Here is a 16,065-nt window from a genome sequence, read left to right as displayed (position 1 = left end):
CTAAAGCTATAATGATATATCCCACTGCAATCTAAATCGGATTTTATCATCTACATTCCCATCTGCGGTTTCATAATCAAAATGACTTACCTCTAATGTTAGTTTGTTTTTATGCTTGGTGAAAAACCAATTAAAAGCCAACGTTTTTTCATGCTGAAAATTAGTATCTAAACTAGTATCAGGTTGATATCTAGCATATCTAGCAGCTACCTCTAAAGGTTTTGGCCACCAATTAATACTTGTATGTGCTAAATATCCCGCTTGTAAATAAAAGCCTTCTAACTTAGTCTCGGCATCATTGTCAAGTTTATTAATTATATTTTTATGATGCCATTCTGATTGCCAACTAAAACCTTTGTAAACAAATGCAGTTTCTATATTATATTGATTAACACGATATTCTCCAACCTCTTCCTCCTCAAAACCAACTAAAGAACCTCCTCCAGATTGCGAAAACCTAGTATACGGACTCCTATTTGTTACTCCAGCAATAGCTATAATGGCTGCAGGCTTTTCATGCAGTTCTATATCACTTCCTTCAAAACCCAAATCTTCCCCTAATAAGTTCCATTGAAATCTTCCAAAATACATTAAATGCTCATCGTCATTAACAGTTACGCCTCTTCCAGAACCTGTTAGTACTGCCGCCCAATAACTAAAATCTAATAATTCCTTCCCTCCTCTAAGTCTTCCATACAATTCTACACCTTGCTGCCTATCTACCGTAAATGGTCTATTTAGAATAGAACGATCCATGGTTTGCTATTCTCCACTACTTATTCTACGTTCCCTAGAATATTCTATTTTCCATTGTCCTACTTTAAGATTAAGCCACTCCCATTTTTCAATCATAATTCTAAAATCGAGTAAATTAGACCTACTTAGTTCGTATTCCCAATAGTATTTAAGCCACGTTTGATAGGCGTTTCCACCTACTTTTAAACGTGCTCTATTTATTTTAAACAAATTTGTATTCTCATCATCATAATCATCAAAAGTAACAGGGTCCTGATCGTCTGGAGTAGCAAAACGGAATTGTAGCCTACTCTGGATTTGTAATAAATACCTATTGTCTGTAGATTTAAATTCAAAACCCTTAAATCCATAATCTATTTTCCATTTCCGAATGGAATCTCTTTCTACTTCTTGAGCATTTATTTTGCTGAAAAAAAAGAGAAAAAAACTAGTTAGAAGAAGTAATCTGAAACTTTTTATCATTCGTTTTTCTAAAATTATAAATGTGTATTTCTACACATTGCCAATACCTTTTAATTGTACTCTTAAAAAAGAAAATCTAATGAGGTTTGTAAAGGGGAATAGATTTATAAAATTAGTAATTAGAATTAATTTATTCTTTAGAAAGCTCAGAAATTGTTCCATCATAGGTAATAAAATCTCTTTGAGAACTATTTACAGAGAGTGAGGTTTTCTTATTTGGAAAAACTAAAAGTGTAACATTAAAAGATTCTGCGCCGTTATTGGCTGTGAATTGGATTTTATAACGTTGTTTATTTTCAATAAAATCTACTTGCATATCTGTAATTTCTTGCTCAAACTGGATTCCTTCCCCGTCAGAATTATATCCGCCTCCCATTTGGCGTTCTCCATAATACGGCAAAAATGCTTTTGCAGAATCTCCTTTTATCTCCAAATAATTTGTGTTTCCAATTAAACTGATGCGTTGCATATTGTTTCCTGGGCCTAAAATTCCGCTATTTCCCAACTGAACCATACTAGAACTCACTTGCGGCATAGCCCATTGATTCTCTACTTTAAATTTTTTATCTTTAATTAAAGTTTCTACTTCTGTAAATTCCTTAGCAGTAGTTGCCGAGTCTTGCGCTCCACCACAAGCAATTAAAAGCAACAAAATACAAGAGCTCAAAAAAATAGTAGTATTTTTCATCTTATAAATTTTCTCTACAAGTTAAGAAATTCCACAATCATTTGAAAGTGAATATTCCATTCACACATTTCAACTAAAATAGTATTTCTATATCTATAAACAGAAACAAGCCGCTAAAAATAATAAGAAAAATGTTTGCAAAACTGATGAATAAAGTACCTTTGCCATTGTGAAAATTTGGAAAATTATATCGCTTTTTATTTTAGGAGGAATTATTTATTTAAATTCTTCTAAAACTGATATTGATCATTTTGAGAAAATTCAACTTCCGTTATCTCAAAATTCTACAGAAAATATAGCGGTAGGCATTAAATACCAAGGCGTTGCTACACTCCAAACAAGAAACAATATTGAGTTTTTTGAAAACCTTAATATTAAATTACACAAACTCAAGTTTATATTTTTAAACTATATAACTCTCGGAATAAGTGTTGCAAAATTTAATCCTTTATACATTGGAGCTAAATTTAACCTATCACACTTCTTAATAAAAGTTATTATTTACCCTTTCCATTACCATTGGTGAAGTTTTATATAAAGTTTTAATCCATTTCGACTTAGAGCCCTTCGGTAAACTCAGGACAGGCTCTGGGAAATAAAACCCTCAATGAGGGATTCAATTGTTTTTATCTAAAAAACACTAAAACAATTGATCTTGTCACTATTAGTTAACGCATTAATATTGGCTATAATCTTTTATATAAAATTTAAATTAATAGCAATGGATACATCTTCCATCCTATGGGGAACAGTTACATTAACTGTTTGCCTTGTTCCTTTATTGCTTTTAGGAAAACAAATAAAAAAAGCCTCTAGAAAATTATTAATTCCAATTTTGGAAGAAGCTAAAAATAATAATGGCGTAATCTCTGTTCATGAAATGATTTCTGATGTATGTTTTGCGTTAGATGAAAAGCAAAATACACTCTACTATTATAGATCTACAAAAGAAATTGAAGAATTAAAAAGCTTCAATTTGAACGAGGTTGAAAATTGTAAAATAGAGATTATAAGAAAAAGTGAAAATAGAAAAAGTAACGCTGCTATTGTAAAGGTTTTTCTTGAATTACATTTTAAAACTTCAGCAATAAAAAAGCTAGTAATTTTTGACCTTCAAGAATCTACTCAACTTATTCCTGAGGTTCTTTTTGCTGAAAAATGGAATAGAATTATTAATTCCAAAATATAATTAACTATAAAAAAAGTCGTCTGGAAGAATATTCTTCAGACGACTTTTAAAATCAAATTTCAAACTAATTAATTATTCCGCAGGGTCAAGTTTACTTATTGCAGTAATTACTCCCCCATTTACTTCTAATCCTTTTGTTGCAGTAGCACTTGCTACATCTATATTATAAATAGCACTTCCAGTTTCTGTGGTAACTCCAACATGCACTGTACTTTTATCTTCAGAAACTAAAATATCCATTCCTTTTGTTACATTTAATATGGCATCAGCTGCTGGCATTCCACTTACAAATGTTAGCGTTTTGTTGTATAAATCTATCACATAAAATAAATTACCTGTTTCATAAGCAGATGTTTTTTCATCTCTTAAAATCCCTATTGCTTTACCATTTCCAACATACTTATGATCTGCAATATAAGCACCACCAGCCGCTGCTTCTATATCAAAATAATAATCGTCAAAAGCTGTGGTACCACTTTTAATTCTAGTAATTGCAGATGGTTTTGTAGAAGTTAACTCTCCATTAGTAGTGGCAACTGCTGCTGAGAAAGCATAAGCATCTCCATTTTCATCAACAGAAAGTCCGTTATCAAAATATCTTCCTATATAACTTGTACGATCGTCGTGAATAACCGTTTCTAATTCCATTTCTGGATATGAATACACTGCAATATTAGCTTCGTTTGGATACTCAGTTCCAAAAGTATCATTACAACATCCTTTAACTGTAAAATAAGGAAGATACACCTTATCTCCCACTTGTGTAATCCAAGAGAAAAATGCTATTTCATCATTTTCTTTATTAGCTAGCTCTTGAGTGTTGATTTGCCCTTCTGTAGTAAATTGAGAAGTTTCTGTATCTAATTGATACCAATAAGCAATTGGAGACTCGGCACTTCTTGATATTTTAATCATTAACACATCATCATTAACAGCTCCAAAAGCTTGTACTGTTTCCGACTGAAAATCGGATATTTTTTCCAAAGTACTTTCCCCACTTAATTCATACGTGGTAACTGCTCCTGGATTTCCTTGCCCATATAACAAACTAAAAAACTTATTATTTGTAGTTAAATAGTAACGGTACGTTCCATCTTGTTCTATTCCATTTCCTTCTGTAGTAATGCTCCCTTGAGATAAATCGTCTGCTGTTAAAATATAATCTGCCACCCCTTCCGAAGCTGTTGGAGTTGCGGTTATAATGTACTTTGATGTTGCATCTGGATTCTCTGTTTCTCCATCTGGATTTCCAGAATCGTCATCACTACATCCTATTAATAGTGAAGTTCCAGCAAATAATAGACTGAAAAAATAAGTTGATTTTTTGATCATTTTAAATAATTTTAAACTAAAATTTATACTTAACTCTATTGTTTAATTGTTATAATGCACTTAAATAGTTTATCTGTATTTATAATGCTAATAGCGGTTATAACGCCACTGTTTTCTTATAAAAAAGTGTATTTTATTTTTCCTGTAATGCTTCTTCCTGGCTTTTGTAAACTAAAATTATCATACAATTCGGCATCAAAAATATTTCTACACTCTAGCGTAAATTGCAGTTTTTCGTTGTATGTATAGGTTGCATTTAAATCGTGTGAAAGTTGTTCAGGAATATCAAGTTTATCCGAGCCTAAGCTTGGCCAATACAAGTAAAAAGCATGCACATAAAGCATATTATAACCTATACTCAATAAATTACCCTTTCCTCCTACATTCTCGAAAGTGTAGCTTGCATCTGCATTTCCATAGAGATAGGGCATGTTTGGAATTCTGTCTCGATACACTATGCTTTCGGTAGTTTGTCCTTCTTCGTATTTGGTATTATTTCTTAAATCTTGATATGTTAAATTAACCCCTGCATTAAAATGTCTAGCGCTTTGGTATCTAACTTCAGCCTCTACACCTAAATTGATTACACTCCCTAAATTATCCATAACTTGCATGGTTTGGTTATTATTAAGTCGTGGACGGATAAAATCGCTCGCATCTCTATAAAATCCATTTAGATTGAAATTTATTTGATGCTCGTTATGTAAAGCCAACCAATAGCTAGCTCCTAAATTATAGTTATAACTGTGCTCAGGTTTTAGGTCGATATTTCCTTGAAGGTTGATAACATCTCCGTATAATTCTTCTGAATCTGGAAGACGATAACTCTTTTCAAAAGAAGCTTTCATTTGAAAGTTTTCATTAAAAAAGTGAGAAACTGCCAAGCCATATCCGAAGAAATTATAAATATTAATTTGGTCTCTATAAGCTACATCACCATAATCTCCAGTAGGGTTATAGGATTGTGAAAATTTATTTTGCTGAAAATACTGTTTCGTAAAGGCAGATGCATTCCAATTTTCCGTTTCATATGCATAACTCAATCCTAGAATATTTTTTAATGTTTTTCTAGGCTGTTGGTAAGTATCGTTATTCGGATTTAACTCATCTTCTCCTTCTCTATTAAAAGTATTTAAAGTATTCCCTAAAGATATTCGGTGTTTTTCTGCAATTGTATAATCAAAAGCAGCGGCTCCAACCCCATTATTATTTCTATATTTATATAAAGAATATGATCTTTCTCCTCCTGGCCCTTCATACTCTTTATACTCCCCAAACCAATTATACCTTCTATGGAGCGTATCTATATTTTTTTCTTGTCCTAAATTGTAATTAGCATTGATTCTAACATTTAATCCTTCTACTAAAAAATTCTTCTTTTTATACTTTACACTTGGCATAATTACATTCCCTCTTCTATGCCATCCCCCAAATACACTAACAATTCGAGCTCCTGTTTGAATTTCTCTATAATTATTCCCTAGTGTTATTCCGAATAACAATTGGTCTGCATACGATTTATTTACAACCCCAAAATTTGCTATCACTGTTTCGTTATGATATTGATCGTGAAAACGTTTTACTGTTTGATTTGGGTAATACTGCCCTGTATTTATATCGGCTACATCCACATTTACTTTATATGAATTGTCCGAAAAGTTTTGATACGCATTTAATTGTGCTGTAAATCCGTTTTTAGCAACATAAATAGCATTGACCATTGACCTATGAGTATTAAAAGACCCATACGAATACGAAGCATCTAAATGATTTTTGCTGTACGCATTTGTAATAATATTTACGGCACCTCCTAAAGCATCAGACCCTAAACCTACTGGAACAACTCCTTTATAAACTTCTATTCTTTCCGCAAGATTTATAGGGATATTATTTAATTGAAATGAGCTTCCGAAGTTATCCATTGGGACTCCATCTATAAAAAAACGAACTTGCTTTCCTCTAAAACCATTAATCGAAAAATTCATCTGAGACCCTACTCCTCCACTTTCTCTAACTCTAATTCCCGACACCCTATCCAAAGCGTGCCCCAAATCTAAAGTTGTATTATGCAGTTCTTTTGCATCTACCACACTTACATTAAAAGCCTTTTCTCTAACTTGATTTACTATACTTTGTCCAGAAACAACAACCTCATCTAAATCGTAAGAAGATTCCTCTAACTGTAGAGCTACATTTACCGTTTCTCCTTGTTTTAAATTGACTGAAATTTCCTTTGCTTCAAATCCTAAATAAGAAACTTTCAAAGTATAGCTTCCACTCTTTGCATTTGTACTTAAGTTGTAAACCCCATCAACATTAGTAGTCACCCCTTTTAACAGTTCTTCAATCACAACAGTAGCACCAGCTATTGGAGCTCCCTCACTATCGTATATTGTTCCTGTAACATTTATATTATTACTTTGTGAAAATGCCGTTAAGGAGCAAATTAATAAAGACAAAAGCAGTATTTTGTTCATGCAAACAATTCGCATATTATTCTTATTTAGACTTATTAAAAATATAATTTGCGCAAAAGTACCTATATGAGCTACTGAAATTAATACGCAAAACGGATTAATATCTACGCAAAAGGGAATAATTAAATTTGGTTGAAGAAAGTGTTATTTCCTTTTCATTTTAAACACAACAGTTATAGAAATTAATGCCACAATAAGCCAGAAAAGGTCTATTATTAATATTTGAGAATACCCATTAGCATAAGACACCCAAGGCCAATTTCCTGTCTTAATACCATTAGAGATTGGAATAAGTAAACTAAAAGCTGCACCAGTAATTAGGCATACCTTATTGGTAAAATAATTACTCTTTTTAAGAAGTAGTAAAACACTAAAAATAAGCCATGTCCAAAAGAACGTTTTATTGATAAAGCTATTTCGAGCCCCATCAAAGTCGTCTGCAAATAGCTTAACAATTACAAAAGTGAGTGCAGTAACTGGAAATAAACTTAAACAGCCTACCATATATATTTTAACCAGCCAAGTATTGAAACGCTTTTTATGTTCGGCTACATTCTTTTTATCTCTAGCAACAAGCCAGATAAGAACCCCAGAAATAATTACAAAACAGGTTATAAAACCAAGGATTAAATAAATCAATTTCATTCCATACCCTCCATAATCTCCAAAATGAAGTCTTTTTATAACATCATTTGCGCCTTCTACGTAGGAAATATCATTGTAGGGATCTTTTGTACTTACCAGTTTTCCGTCGTTCACGTTAAAAGTTTGATATCCCGTTCCTACAAAGCCATCGGTAAACTTAGGAGACCCCATTACTTGAACATGCATATTTTCATTTCCGTAATTAAAAACTTTAAAGCCATTAATTTCAAGATTTGGCCATTCTTGCTTTGTTCGTTTTACAAATTCGTTAAGAGAAAAATCCTTTTGTAAAGGACTTCCATAAAATGCATATTCCTCTACTTTCTGACTCTCCATTGCTTTTTGCATTTCCCGAGGATTATCATCAAAAAGTACTTTTTGTACAGGAGGCAACATTACTGTATAACCTATAATTAAAAAAGCTCCGGTAACGGCAAAAATAAATTGATACGGTAATCCTATTAACCCTAAAGCAACATGAGCATCTGTCCAAATAGTTTTTAACTTAGCCTTTGGACGGAACACATAAAAACTAGATACTATTTTTTTCCAATGAACAAGTACCCCCGTAACCACTGCAAACAGGAAAAAGAAGGCAACTATTCCTGCTAAAAAATATCCAGACCTCCCAAAGAAGTTTAATTGTGCAAAAAAGTGAAGCCTATAAAAAAACTCTCCCAGAGAATATCCAGATGCATAATCGGTTTTGGAATAATTATCCATATCCAAATAAAAGAAACCTCTTCTTCTTCCACCTCCTTTTTCGGTTACTATGGTTGTATCTTTTGGTGGCGTCATAAAAACACCTATTCTTCTTTCAAAAAAACGCTGAGAAAAAGTTATATCTCTACTATAAAGCGTATCATGCTGCTTTAATGAATTTAAAGCCGAATCAAAATCTATATGCTCAAAATAGCCTTCTGCTATTGGTTCATTCCGCTCCCACGCATTTATTTCATCTCTTAAGAAAGAAATAGAACCCGTAAAAAAAATAAGGTATAATAAGGCGCTTATAAAAATACCACTGATGGTATGCGTATGAAAAAGAACATTGTAAATTCTATTCGACATGTAAAAAATTATAATGAATTAATATTTGAGCTGAAGTATATTATTACGGAAAGAATAAGGGTAATTGACAGATAAATCCCCCATATTTTCCATCCGCTTTTTGCTAAAAAAGCAACAATCATTAATGCAGCCCAAAGCATAAAACCTGCATAACGAATTGTAAACATAATAGCTCCAAAGTCAAACCAAAGCGCTAAAACCATATGGAATGCCTCTGTTATAATAAAACCACCCACAAAACCAGCAGTTATTTTTAAAAATCGTTGAAGAGGAGACTGAGTTAAATATTTTTTATTTGCAGGCATACTATAAAATGTTTATTTCTAACAAAAGGGCTAAAATTCCAATAACTACAATACTCTTAAGTGAGAAAAACCTTATAGGACTAATTAAAATTATCAGACTAGCTAATGTCATCAAAACAACAAAAAATGAAAAGATTCCACTTCCCCACCCTAACAGATAAATATCTAATAGAAGCCCTAAAACAATTAATAATACTCCTATATATTTTGATTGAGAGGCGTTAGCGTGTCCCCATTTATAGATACCTAATTCACTCCTATAATCTGCTCTTTTGGAGGTGATATATAAAAAGTAAAATCCGATAAAGATTAAAAAAATAGATACTGTAAGCATGAATTGGAGGTTAGTTTATACTTTTAATCACTTCTTTTTTAGCTTCTTTTTTAGTTCCATCAAATCCTTGAACTCCACCAACAGTTGTATATTTCATTACATATTTTTTGTCTGGAAAAATACGCTGGTAAGCACTCTGACACATTACTGCTGCTTCATGGAAACCAGAAAGAATTAACTTTAATTTCCCAGGGTATGTATTTACATCGCCAATAGCATAAACCCCCGGAATATTGGTAGAATAATCATACGCATTATTCACCTTTATAGCATTCTTTTCTATCTCCAAGCCCCAATTTGCAATTGGCCCTAACTTTGGTGACAATCCAAAAAGTGGAATAAAATTATCTACCTCCACATGAGATTCGCCATTTTTAAGATGTTTTACGGTTACCGCTTCCAATGTATCTTCTCCATGTAGCTGCGTTACCTCTGCTTCGGTAATTAACTCTACTTTTCCTTTTTTAGAAAGCTCTGCTACTTTTTCAACAGAATCTAAGGCACCTCTAAATTCATTTCTTCGGTGTACTAAATAAACTTCCGAAGCAACATCGGCTAAATAAATAGACCAATCCAAGGCAGAATCTCCACCTCCAGCTATCAATACTTTTTTATCTCTGTAAACTTCTGGGTCTTTTATAATATAAGAAACCCCATTATCTTCATACTTATCTATATTTTCTAACTGTGGCTTTCTAGGCTCAAAACTCCCTAATCCTCCAGCAATTACAACTACTGGCGCATGGTGTTTTGTTCCTTTATTGGTAGTTACAATAAAGCTTTCGTCTTCTAATTTTTCAATCGTTTCCGCTCTTTCTCCCAAGGTATAAGTAGGTTCAAAAGATTTAATTTGCTCTAAAAGATTTTTCACCAAATCGCCAGCCAAAATCTCTGGGAAACCAGGAATATCATAAATTGGCTTTTTTGGATAAATCTCAGAACATTGCCCTCCTGGTTGTGGTAAGGCATCAATTAAATGGCACTTCAATTTTAATAATCCCGCTTCAAAAACAGTGAATAATCCCGTTGGCCCTGCTCCTATTATTAGTATATCTGTTTTAATCATTTTAAAAATTCTTATGTCTAACAAATATAATATTTATTAAGACTTATTATAAATAATGCAAATGTATTTTATAAGAAGCTAATTAAACCTACGCTAAACGGAACTGTTTGTACGCAATACGGAGAAACTGCGTTTTAAAAACCATGGAAAGGTTTTAAGAATGAACCTTAATTTTTTGAAAGTTTAAATAATACAGATTTTATATGATTTTCTGAAGATTTGTGATACATACTAACATCAAAAATCATAAAATCATTAATTGCAAATGGAGATACGTTGATACATTCTAATAGCTTTAATGATTCTTCATAAGATTTTATCGTAAAGGCAAGACTCATTAACCCTTGTTCGGAAAGCTTTTGATATGTTAAATTTAAATATTCTAGCAGCTCAAAATTATTAATACGAGGATTGATACTCAATATCTTATTGAAAAAGTTGTTTACATAAGGAATATCATTATCTTCAAAAACACTAAAAAGAGCTTTTCTTTTAGCTATACTTCTTTTAAAACGATTTATAGCATTTTCTACCAGTTTATGAGATGTTTCTAAAGCAAAATAATTAACTTTTGCTTCGTCTAGAATGAAAGATGTTATAGGATTCATCCCAAAATATAAATCTAATAACCGATCTTTTGATCTCAACTCTAGAGAATCAATAATCAATTCAATATACCTATCATAAGTAACCACATTAGAAGTTACCCCCGCAGATGATGAGATATTTAAATACTTTTCAGTGTCAATATTTTCAGTTCTTTCTAAAACTTTCATTCCCCTTCTATTTTATATATCAAATAAAAAAACAGCCTATATTTATTTAGATTTATTTTAAATAACTATTTTTACAGTCAAAAATAAACCATCCTATAAAGCTACAACCTACGCTTTAAGGAATAAAACCTACGCAATTAGGAATAATGAGAACACTTGAAATTAACATAAATAATACAAAGCCTACTCAATTTAATTTTGGAGACACAAATATCCAAATAGACGAGAAAAACACTATTGAAACTCAAACTGTATTTGATGAATCAAGCATAAAAGGATGGTATAAAGAATCTAATTTTGAAGAATTTAGAATAGGACATGGAAACTATTCAACAACTAAAAATTCAAGAATTGTCTGCAATTATTCGGAGAGAGTTATTGAAATGATTTTTGTTTTAGAAGGGTATTCAAAAGTATATTTTAATAAAAATAACACCCCTCACCTATTTGGATAGGGCGGGCAAAGTGAACCACCTACAGCGGATGAAAGTGAGCATAGCAAAGTAAGTGCTCAAAATCGATTCATTTGTGGTTAAATTTAGTCTTTATTTTTCATTTTTTTACGCATAGATTCTCCTTTAATATCTATTCTGTGTGCATTATGTACAAGACGGTCTAAAATGGCATCTGCGATGGTTTGTTCTCCTATAATTTCATGCCATGCTTCCACTGGTAATTGTGAAGCGATAATAATACTGTGTTCTCCGTGCCTATCTTCGATAATTTCCATAAAGGAATGCCTATTTATGGCATCTAAAGCTTTAAGTCCAAAATCATCAATAATCAGTAGGTCTTGTTTTCTAGTTTATTGATTTGTTTTAGATAAGAGCCATCTGCTTTTGATGTTTTAAGCATGGTAAAAAGTTTATTCGTGTTATAATACATGACCTTATATCCCAATGAACACGCCTGATGACCGATAGCTGATGCCATATAGCTTTTTCCAGCACCTGTACTTCCCGTGATAAGGATATTCTGTTTTTGCTTTATAAACTCACAGCTAGCAAAGCGTTGTATTTGATTTTTATCCAGATGTCTTGAAGCATCAAAATCGATAGCTTCCATAACGGCACTGTACCTAAAACGCGCCGCTTTTGTTAACCGTTCTATTTTTCTGTTTTGACGATCATCCCATTCGCTTTGGAGCAGATATGCGATGAGTTCATCATTGGTGTAGTTTATACTTTGTGGCGATAAACTGCTGTCAAAGGCTCTGTACATACCGTATAGCCTTAGTTGTTTCATGTGTTCCAATGTCTGTTTATTCATTGTTTTTGGCTTAAATTTATTTGTAATAATGACTTCCCCTAATATTGCTATGGTTTGGGATATCTGGTTGGTCTTCGATATTTTCATCTAAAGTGTCCCAGCCGTTTTTAAGGATACGTTCTATGATATTATAGTTATGAGCACCATAGTCCAAGGCACGCTTGCAGGCATTGTCCAACCTCGTATTGCCTACCTTCTTAGTGAGGTGCAATATGCCCAGACATGATTTATAGGATTGCTCTGGGTGTTGTTTCTTTTCTAATATGTTAATGATTAGCACCTTGCAATGTTTACCAACCTGCTCTGCCCAGGCAATGAATTTTTCACTGCTCCACTCGCTGATAAAGCGGTGACGGGAAGGCATGTGTTCCTTTATCGTGCTATACCCATATTTTTGTTTGTTTCTTGGATGGACTGTAAGTAGTTCCTGTTGGTAGAACATCTCTATGGTGCTATCTGAGTAAACCACTTTAATACGTTTGCCTATATGCTGATAGGGCAAACTATAATAGTGTTTGTCTTTGCTAAAATAAATGTGGCTGTTTTTATGAACCGTTGCATTAGCGTAACGTTTAATCTCATAGCGTTTTGCTGGCAATGGTTTAAGCTGATGTTTTTCAATCTCTTCAAATAACGAATAGCGAGAATATTCACGCCCCCTAAAAGATGTGTTGTTATGGGTTTTAAGAAGTTCTAATATAGCCTTATTCAGTGCAGCTTTAGTATGAAAAGTTTGGTTGCGCAGTGGCGCAAAGACCCGTGTATATATAATACGCACGGCATTTTCGACGATGGCCTTGTCCCTAGGCCTGTAGGCCCTGGTTGGAAGTACCGAGGTTTCATAATACTCAGAAAAATCAATAAAAGTTTCATTTACTTTTGGTTCGTAACGACTGCTTTTAGTGACTGCTGCCCTCAAGTTATCGGGCACTAAAGCCTGTGGTACACCGCCATAAAACCAAAGTGCGTTTTCTATACAAGCTATAAAATCTTCTTTCTTTTGACTCTCACAGGCCTCAACATAAGTATATTGGCTACTGCCCAATACACAGACAAAGACCTCTAGATCTTGTATTTCACCTGTGTAACGATCTACTATGGAAAGCTTCTTGCCCGTAAAATCAATGAAAAGTTTATCGCCCGCTTTGTGTGTAAAATGCATCACTGGAGACACTTCTTTAACCCACTCACGATACCAATACCTAAACTGGGAAAGTTTGTAGCCATCTGGATGTTTGGAAAGGTACTCTTGCCAAAGCAACTCTTTGGTTACCCCTGTTTTGCGCAGTTCTTTGTCAAAATAGGGAAAATACGTCTCTAGGGTCAATAGTTGCTGGCTCTTACCTTTTTGGTTGGTTTTAAAAAGTCTGTTCAGCTCCTCGAGCGTCATGGCGGACACTTCGTAATCGGTAAGCCGATAGCGCTTAAAAAAGTCAATGTACTTAGTGATGGTATTACGCGACAGCCCTGTGATTAGGCTTATTTGGCGCTTACTGATTCCTTCACTGAAGAGTTTGAAAATCTGTTTTATTTTTCGCATATCTATTTGTTTGTTGGCCATAATATCTTTTTATAAAAAAAGATATTTAAAGCTTTACAAATAGAATCGATTTTTTAGTGGTTCACTTTCGTCCGCTGTAGGTGGTTCACTTTCACCCGCCGCACTATGCTCAATTTAATCCGCTGTGGGTGGTATACTATGCCCGTTTTTTGCACCTATTTACGAGCAATACACATACTATATTCCATTGTAAAAATGATTCTACTGAAATTGAATTTAAGGATACAAAGTCTCATTTTTTAATCATCCAACTAAACACCAAATTCTTTAAAAATCTAATTCCTTCTGAAGCAAATTTTAACGACTTTAAAGAGCTTATTAATGAGAATAAAACGGGGTGCATCAGCAAAGAAAATAATGCTATTCATTCCGCTATGAAAATTGTTATTGAAGACATTATAAATTCCCCATGGGAAGGAGAGTATAGGAAGTTATTTCTTCACTCAAAAATATTAGAATTGTTATTATTACAGCTTGATCAATATAATTCCTTGAAAACAAAAAAGGAAAGTGATATTTCTGTTATAGACACCATGAAAATTAAAAAGGCCAAAGAATATTTATTAAAACATTATAAAGAGCCTATTACCATTCAAAAATTATCTAAAATTGTTGGTACAAATGAATTTACACTTAAAAAAGGATTTAAAACCCTCTACGGAGAAACAATTTTTTGTTGCGTCAATAATTTAAAAATGACAAAAGCCAAAAAGTTGCTAACTGATAAAAATTTATCGGTGACTCAAGTTTCAGAAATAATAGGCTATAAAAACCCGCAACATTTCTCAACAGCTTTCAAAAAGAAATTTGGATTTGTACCTAGCAAATTAAAACATTAATTTATACCATGATATGTAGCCATTGTCATAGCCATCACCATTACACAAGAAAAGAAAATTCCTATAGTATTTGCTAGAAAAGCTTGCTTATACGGCATTCTAAAAAGATAGGACGCTATACTACCAGCATAAACACCAGTTCCTGGTATTGGGAGCATTACAAAAAGTATAATTCCCCAAAAGCCAAATTTACCAATATTAGATCCAGCACCAGTTTTTACTCTTCTAGCTATCTTTATGGCGCTTCTTTTGTAAAAATTCCAACGCAATAAATGTTTATTTAAGTAATCTAGGAAAAAAGTCATTATAGGAAAAACAAGCACATTTGCTAAGAAACATGTCAAGAAAGACACATACATATTTACATTATTAAATATTGCATAGGGAATTCCCACCTTTGCTTCTCCAAACGGAGATACACTCCACAACATAGCAATAAGAATATCTAAAATCACGCTTAATTTTTTTTCAAAAATATAACTTTTAATTGATAGCTTCACACTTTAAAATCATAATAAAAAAGTAAAAAAATTGGTCTATAAGAATGTATTTTAGGAGCATAGAAACTACTTTTTTTACTTTTAAAAACACTTCTTATTTTTAAGAGAACTAAAGGTTTATAAAATCAACACATTAAATCTACCTCCCTACAGTTACTTTTTATTTGAATAGTGTGTAAGAATATTTAAAAAATTAATAATTATAACTAACATAAAACAAAAAAGCTCCACTTTTACAAGTGAAGCTTTTTGTGAGCCCGATAGGATTCGAACCTATGACCGCCTCCTTAGAAGGGAGGTGCTCTATCCAGCTGAGCTACGAGCCCGTAACTCTATTTTGTCGGGGTGGCAGCCTGCCTGAACCCAACAGTATATTATTTAAAATCAATGAGTTATCCTAGTTTAAAATATTCAGGTAACCGAATCGGTAACTCATTTAGTAAAGAACTTTCCTTTTGTATTGCTTTATCCGTAAAGCGGTGCAAATATAATGAGGTTTTTGAATAAAACAATAAAATAAATTAATTTTTTGCAACGTATAAATTAAGTGATTGTAATTCAGTAAATAGCATTTGAATTTTTCTAGGGATAAACATACAGAGGACTATGGTAAATCAATTTTTCACAATTATTTATATTTACAATCAAAAGTAGAATTACATTAGTGCATTCTTTTTTTTGAAGGCTTCAAGGACTTTGAGCTTAAAACTTTCACTATAGCGTCTTACATATCCATCATTTTTATACATATACATTTGTTTTAGTGTATACATATTTCAGGACGGGTCAAGCTTG

16 protein-coding genes, 1 tRNA gene and 1 pseudogene are annotated in these 16,065 nt (G+C 32.7%); 4 read left to right on the top strand and 14 right to left on the bottom strand.

The window, feature by feature from the left end:
• Positions 1-6: 6 nt before the first annotated feature.
• The 3 genes from JOOMADRAFT_RS20550 to JOOMADRAFT_RS12340 all read right to left on the bottom strand — a co-directional run bounded on the left by JOOMADRAFT_RS20550 (position 7) and on the right by JOOMADRAFT_RS12340 (position 1,906).
• Positions 7-756, bottom strand: a complete 750-nt coding sequence (locus tag JOOMADRAFT_RS20550; protein WP_245547679.1) for a porin — start codon at positions 754-756, stop codon at positions 7-9.
• 6 nt (positions 757-762) lie between these two features.
• Positions 763-1,218 carry a porin gene (locus tag JOOMADRAFT_RS20545; protein WP_245547678.1) on the bottom strand — a complete coding sequence of 152 codons (456 nt, stop codon included), beginning with the start codon at positions 1,216-1,218 and terminating at the stop codon, positions 763-765.
• Positions 1,219-1,348: 130 nt separating this feature from the next.
• Positions 1,349-1,906: a DUF4251 domain-containing protein gene (locus JOOMADRAFT_RS12340; RefSeq protein ID WP_008613858.1), complete on the bottom strand. Its 558-nt coding sequence runs from the start codon at positions 1,904-1,906 to the stop codon at positions 1,349-1,351.
• A 169-nt stretch (positions 1,907-2,075) separates the two neighbouring features.
• On the opposite strand from JOOMADRAFT_RS12340, the gene JOOMADRAFT_RS12335 reads away from it, so the two are divergent.
• Together JOOMADRAFT_RS12335 and JOOMADRAFT_RS12330 are read left to right on the top strand one after the other, a co-directional pair.
• Positions 2,076-2,432, top strand: a complete 357-nt coding sequence (locus JOOMADRAFT_RS12335; RefSeq protein ID WP_008613857.1) for a hypothetical protein — start codon at positions 2,076-2,078, stop codon at positions 2,430-2,432.
• Positions 2,433-2,627: 195 nt separating this feature from the next.
• Positions 2,628-3,095 (top strand): hypothetical protein, encoded by a 468-nt coding sequence (locus JOOMADRAFT_RS12330; protein ID WP_008613856.1) that lies wholly within the window; start codon positions 2,628-2,630, stop codon positions 3,093-3,095.
• Positions 3,096-3,167: 72 nt separating this feature from the next.
• On the opposite strand, the gene JOOMADRAFT_RS12325 is transcribed toward JOOMADRAFT_RS12330, so the two are convergent.
• The 7 genes from JOOMADRAFT_RS12325 to JOOMADRAFT_RS12295 form a co-directional block, all read right to left on the bottom strand.
• On the bottom strand, positions 3,168-4,427 hold the full coding sequence (locus JOOMADRAFT_RS12325) for a DUF4374 domain-containing protein (protein WP_008613855.1): 1,260 nt from the start codon (positions 4,425-4,427) through the stop codon (positions 3,168-3,170).
• 116 nt (positions 4,428-4,543) lie between these two features.
• The gene (locus tag JOOMADRAFT_RS12320) at positions 4,544-6,886 is read right to left on the bottom strand and encodes a TonB-dependent receptor (protein ID WP_245547677.1); all 2,343 of its coding nucleotides are present in this window, start codon (positions 6,884-6,886) and stop codon (positions 4,544-4,546) included.
• Between the two features lie 162 nt (positions 6,887-7,048).
• Positions 7,049-8,620: a PepSY-associated TM helix domain-containing protein gene (locus tag JOOMADRAFT_RS12315; protein ID WP_008613852.1), complete on the bottom strand. Its 1,572-nt coding sequence runs from the start codon at positions 8,618-8,620 to the stop codon at positions 7,049-7,051.
• 8 nt (positions 8,621-8,628) lie between these two features.
• Positions 8,629-8,925: a hypothetical protein gene (locus JOOMADRAFT_RS12310; protein ID WP_008613850.1), complete on the bottom strand. Its 297-nt coding sequence runs from the start codon at positions 8,923-8,925 to the stop codon at positions 8,629-8,631.
• Position 8,926: 1 nt separating this feature from the next.
• Positions 8,927-9,259 (bottom strand): hypothetical protein, encoded by a 333-nt coding sequence (locus JOOMADRAFT_RS12305; protein ID WP_008613848.1) that lies wholly within the window; start codon positions 9,257-9,259, stop codon positions 8,927-8,929.
• 10 nt (positions 9,260-9,269) lie between these two features.
• Complete coding sequence (locus JOOMADRAFT_RS12300; protein WP_008613846.1) at positions 9,270-10,325, bottom strand: NAD(P)/FAD-dependent oxidoreductase; 1,056 nt, start codon at positions 10,323-10,325, stop codon at positions 9,270-9,272.
• A 167-nt stretch (positions 10,326-10,492) separates the two neighbouring features.
• A complete protein-coding gene (locus JOOMADRAFT_RS12295; protein WP_008613844.1) occupies positions 10,493-11,101 on the bottom strand; it encodes a hypothetical protein in 609 nt (202 codons plus the stop codon).
• Positions 11,102-11,247: 146 nt separating this feature from the next.
• Here JOOMADRAFT_RS12295 and JOOMADRAFT_RS12290 point away from each other — a divergent pair, with 146 nt between their 5' ends.
• Entirely contained in the window at positions 11,248-11,556 is a 309-nt protein-coding gene (locus JOOMADRAFT_RS12290; protein ID WP_008613843.1) for a hypothetical protein, read from the top strand.
• A gap of 83 nt (positions 11,557-11,639) precedes the next feature.
• Here JOOMADRAFT_RS12290 and istB read toward each other — a convergent pair.
• Positions 11,640-12,370: pseudogene (istB, locus tag JOOMADRAFT_RS12285) on the bottom strand (IS21-like element helper ATPase IstB).
• A gap of 16 nt (positions 12,371-12,386) precedes the next feature.
• Positions 12,387-13,931 (bottom strand): IS21 family transposase, encoded by a 1,545-nt coding sequence (gene istA / locus JOOMADRAFT_RS12280; protein WP_008613842.1) that lies wholly within the window; start codon positions 13,929-13,931, stop codon positions 12,387-12,389.
• An 80-nt stretch (positions 13,932-14,011) separates the two neighbouring features.
• Here istA and JOOMADRAFT_RS12275 point away from each other — a divergent pair, with 80 nt between their 5' ends.
• Positions 14,012-14,770 carry a helix-turn-helix transcriptional regulator gene (locus tag JOOMADRAFT_RS12275; RefSeq protein WP_050989694.1) on the top strand — a complete coding sequence of 253 codons (759 nt, stop codon included), beginning with the start codon at positions 14,012-14,014 and terminating at the stop codon, positions 14,768-14,770.
• Here JOOMADRAFT_RS12275 and JOOMADRAFT_RS12270 read toward each other — a convergent pair.
• Positions 14,767-15,225: a COG2426 family protein gene (locus tag JOOMADRAFT_RS12270; RefSeq protein WP_040880085.1), complete on the bottom strand. Its 459-nt coding sequence runs from the start codon at positions 15,223-15,225 to the stop codon at positions 14,767-14,769. The genes JOOMADRAFT_RS12275 and JOOMADRAFT_RS12270 overlap by 4 nt on opposite strands.
• A 297-nt stretch (positions 15,226-15,522) precedes the next feature.
• Positions 15,523-15,596 (bottom strand) — tRNA-Arg (locus JOOMADRAFT_RS12265).
• Between the last annotated feature and the right edge of the window lie 469 nt (positions 15,597-16,065).

The organism is Galbibacter orientalis DSM 19592 (genome assembly GCF_000260115.1).
Classification (GTDB): Bacteria; Bacteroidota; Bacteroidia; order Flavobacteriales; family Flavobacteriaceae; genus Galbibacter; species Galbibacter orientalis.
This window is presented reverse-complemented; position numbering and strand designations above follow the sequence as displayed.

Coding starts and splice junctions, on each gene's coding strand:
- JOOMADRAFT_RS12310 (WP_008613850.1), bottom strand. CDS start 8,925: ATGCCTGCAAATAAAAAATATTTAACTCAGTCTCCTCTTCAACGATTT.
- JOOMADRAFT_RS20550 (WP_245547679.1), bottom strand. CDS start 756: ATGGATCGTTCTATTCTAAATAGACCATTTACGGTAGATAGGCAGCAA.
- JOOMADRAFT_RS20545 (WP_245547678.1), bottom strand. CDS start 1,218: ATGATAAAAAGTTTCAGATTACTTCTTCTAACTAGTTTTTTTCTCTTT.
- JOOMADRAFT_RS12305 (WP_008613848.1), bottom strand. CDS start 9,259: ATGCTTACAGTATCTATTTTTTTAATCTTTATCGGATTTTACTTTTTA.
- JOOMADRAFT_RS12315 (WP_008613852.1), bottom strand. CDS start 8,620: ATGTCGAATAGAATTTACAATGTTCTTTTTCATACGCATACCATCAGT.
- JOOMADRAFT_RS12340 (WP_008613858.1), bottom strand. CDS start 1,906: ATGAAAAATACTACTATTTTTTTGAGCTCTTGTATTTTGTTGCTTTTA.
- JOOMADRAFT_RS12290 (WP_008613843.1), top strand. CDS start 11,248: ATGAGAACACTTGAAATTAACATAAATAATACAAAGCCTACTCAATTT.
- JOOMADRAFT_RS12330 (WP_008613856.1), top strand. CDS start 2,628: ATGGATACATCTTCCATCCTATGGGGAACAGTTACATTAACTGTTTGC.
- istA (WP_008613842.1), bottom strand. CDS start 13,931: ATGGCCAACAAACAAATAGATATGCGAAAAATAAAACAGATTTTCAAA.
- JOOMADRAFT_RS12295 (WP_008613844.1), bottom strand. CDS start 11,101: ATGAAAGTTTTAGAAAGAACTGAAAATATTGACACTGAAAAGTATTTA.
- JOOMADRAFT_RS12325 (WP_008613855.1), bottom strand. CDS start 4,427: ATGATCAAAAAATCAACTTATTTTTTCAGTCTATTATTTGCTGGAACT.
- JOOMADRAFT_RS12300 (WP_008613846.1), bottom strand. CDS start 10,325: ATGATTAAAACAGATATACTAATAATAGGAGCAGGGCCAACGGGATTA.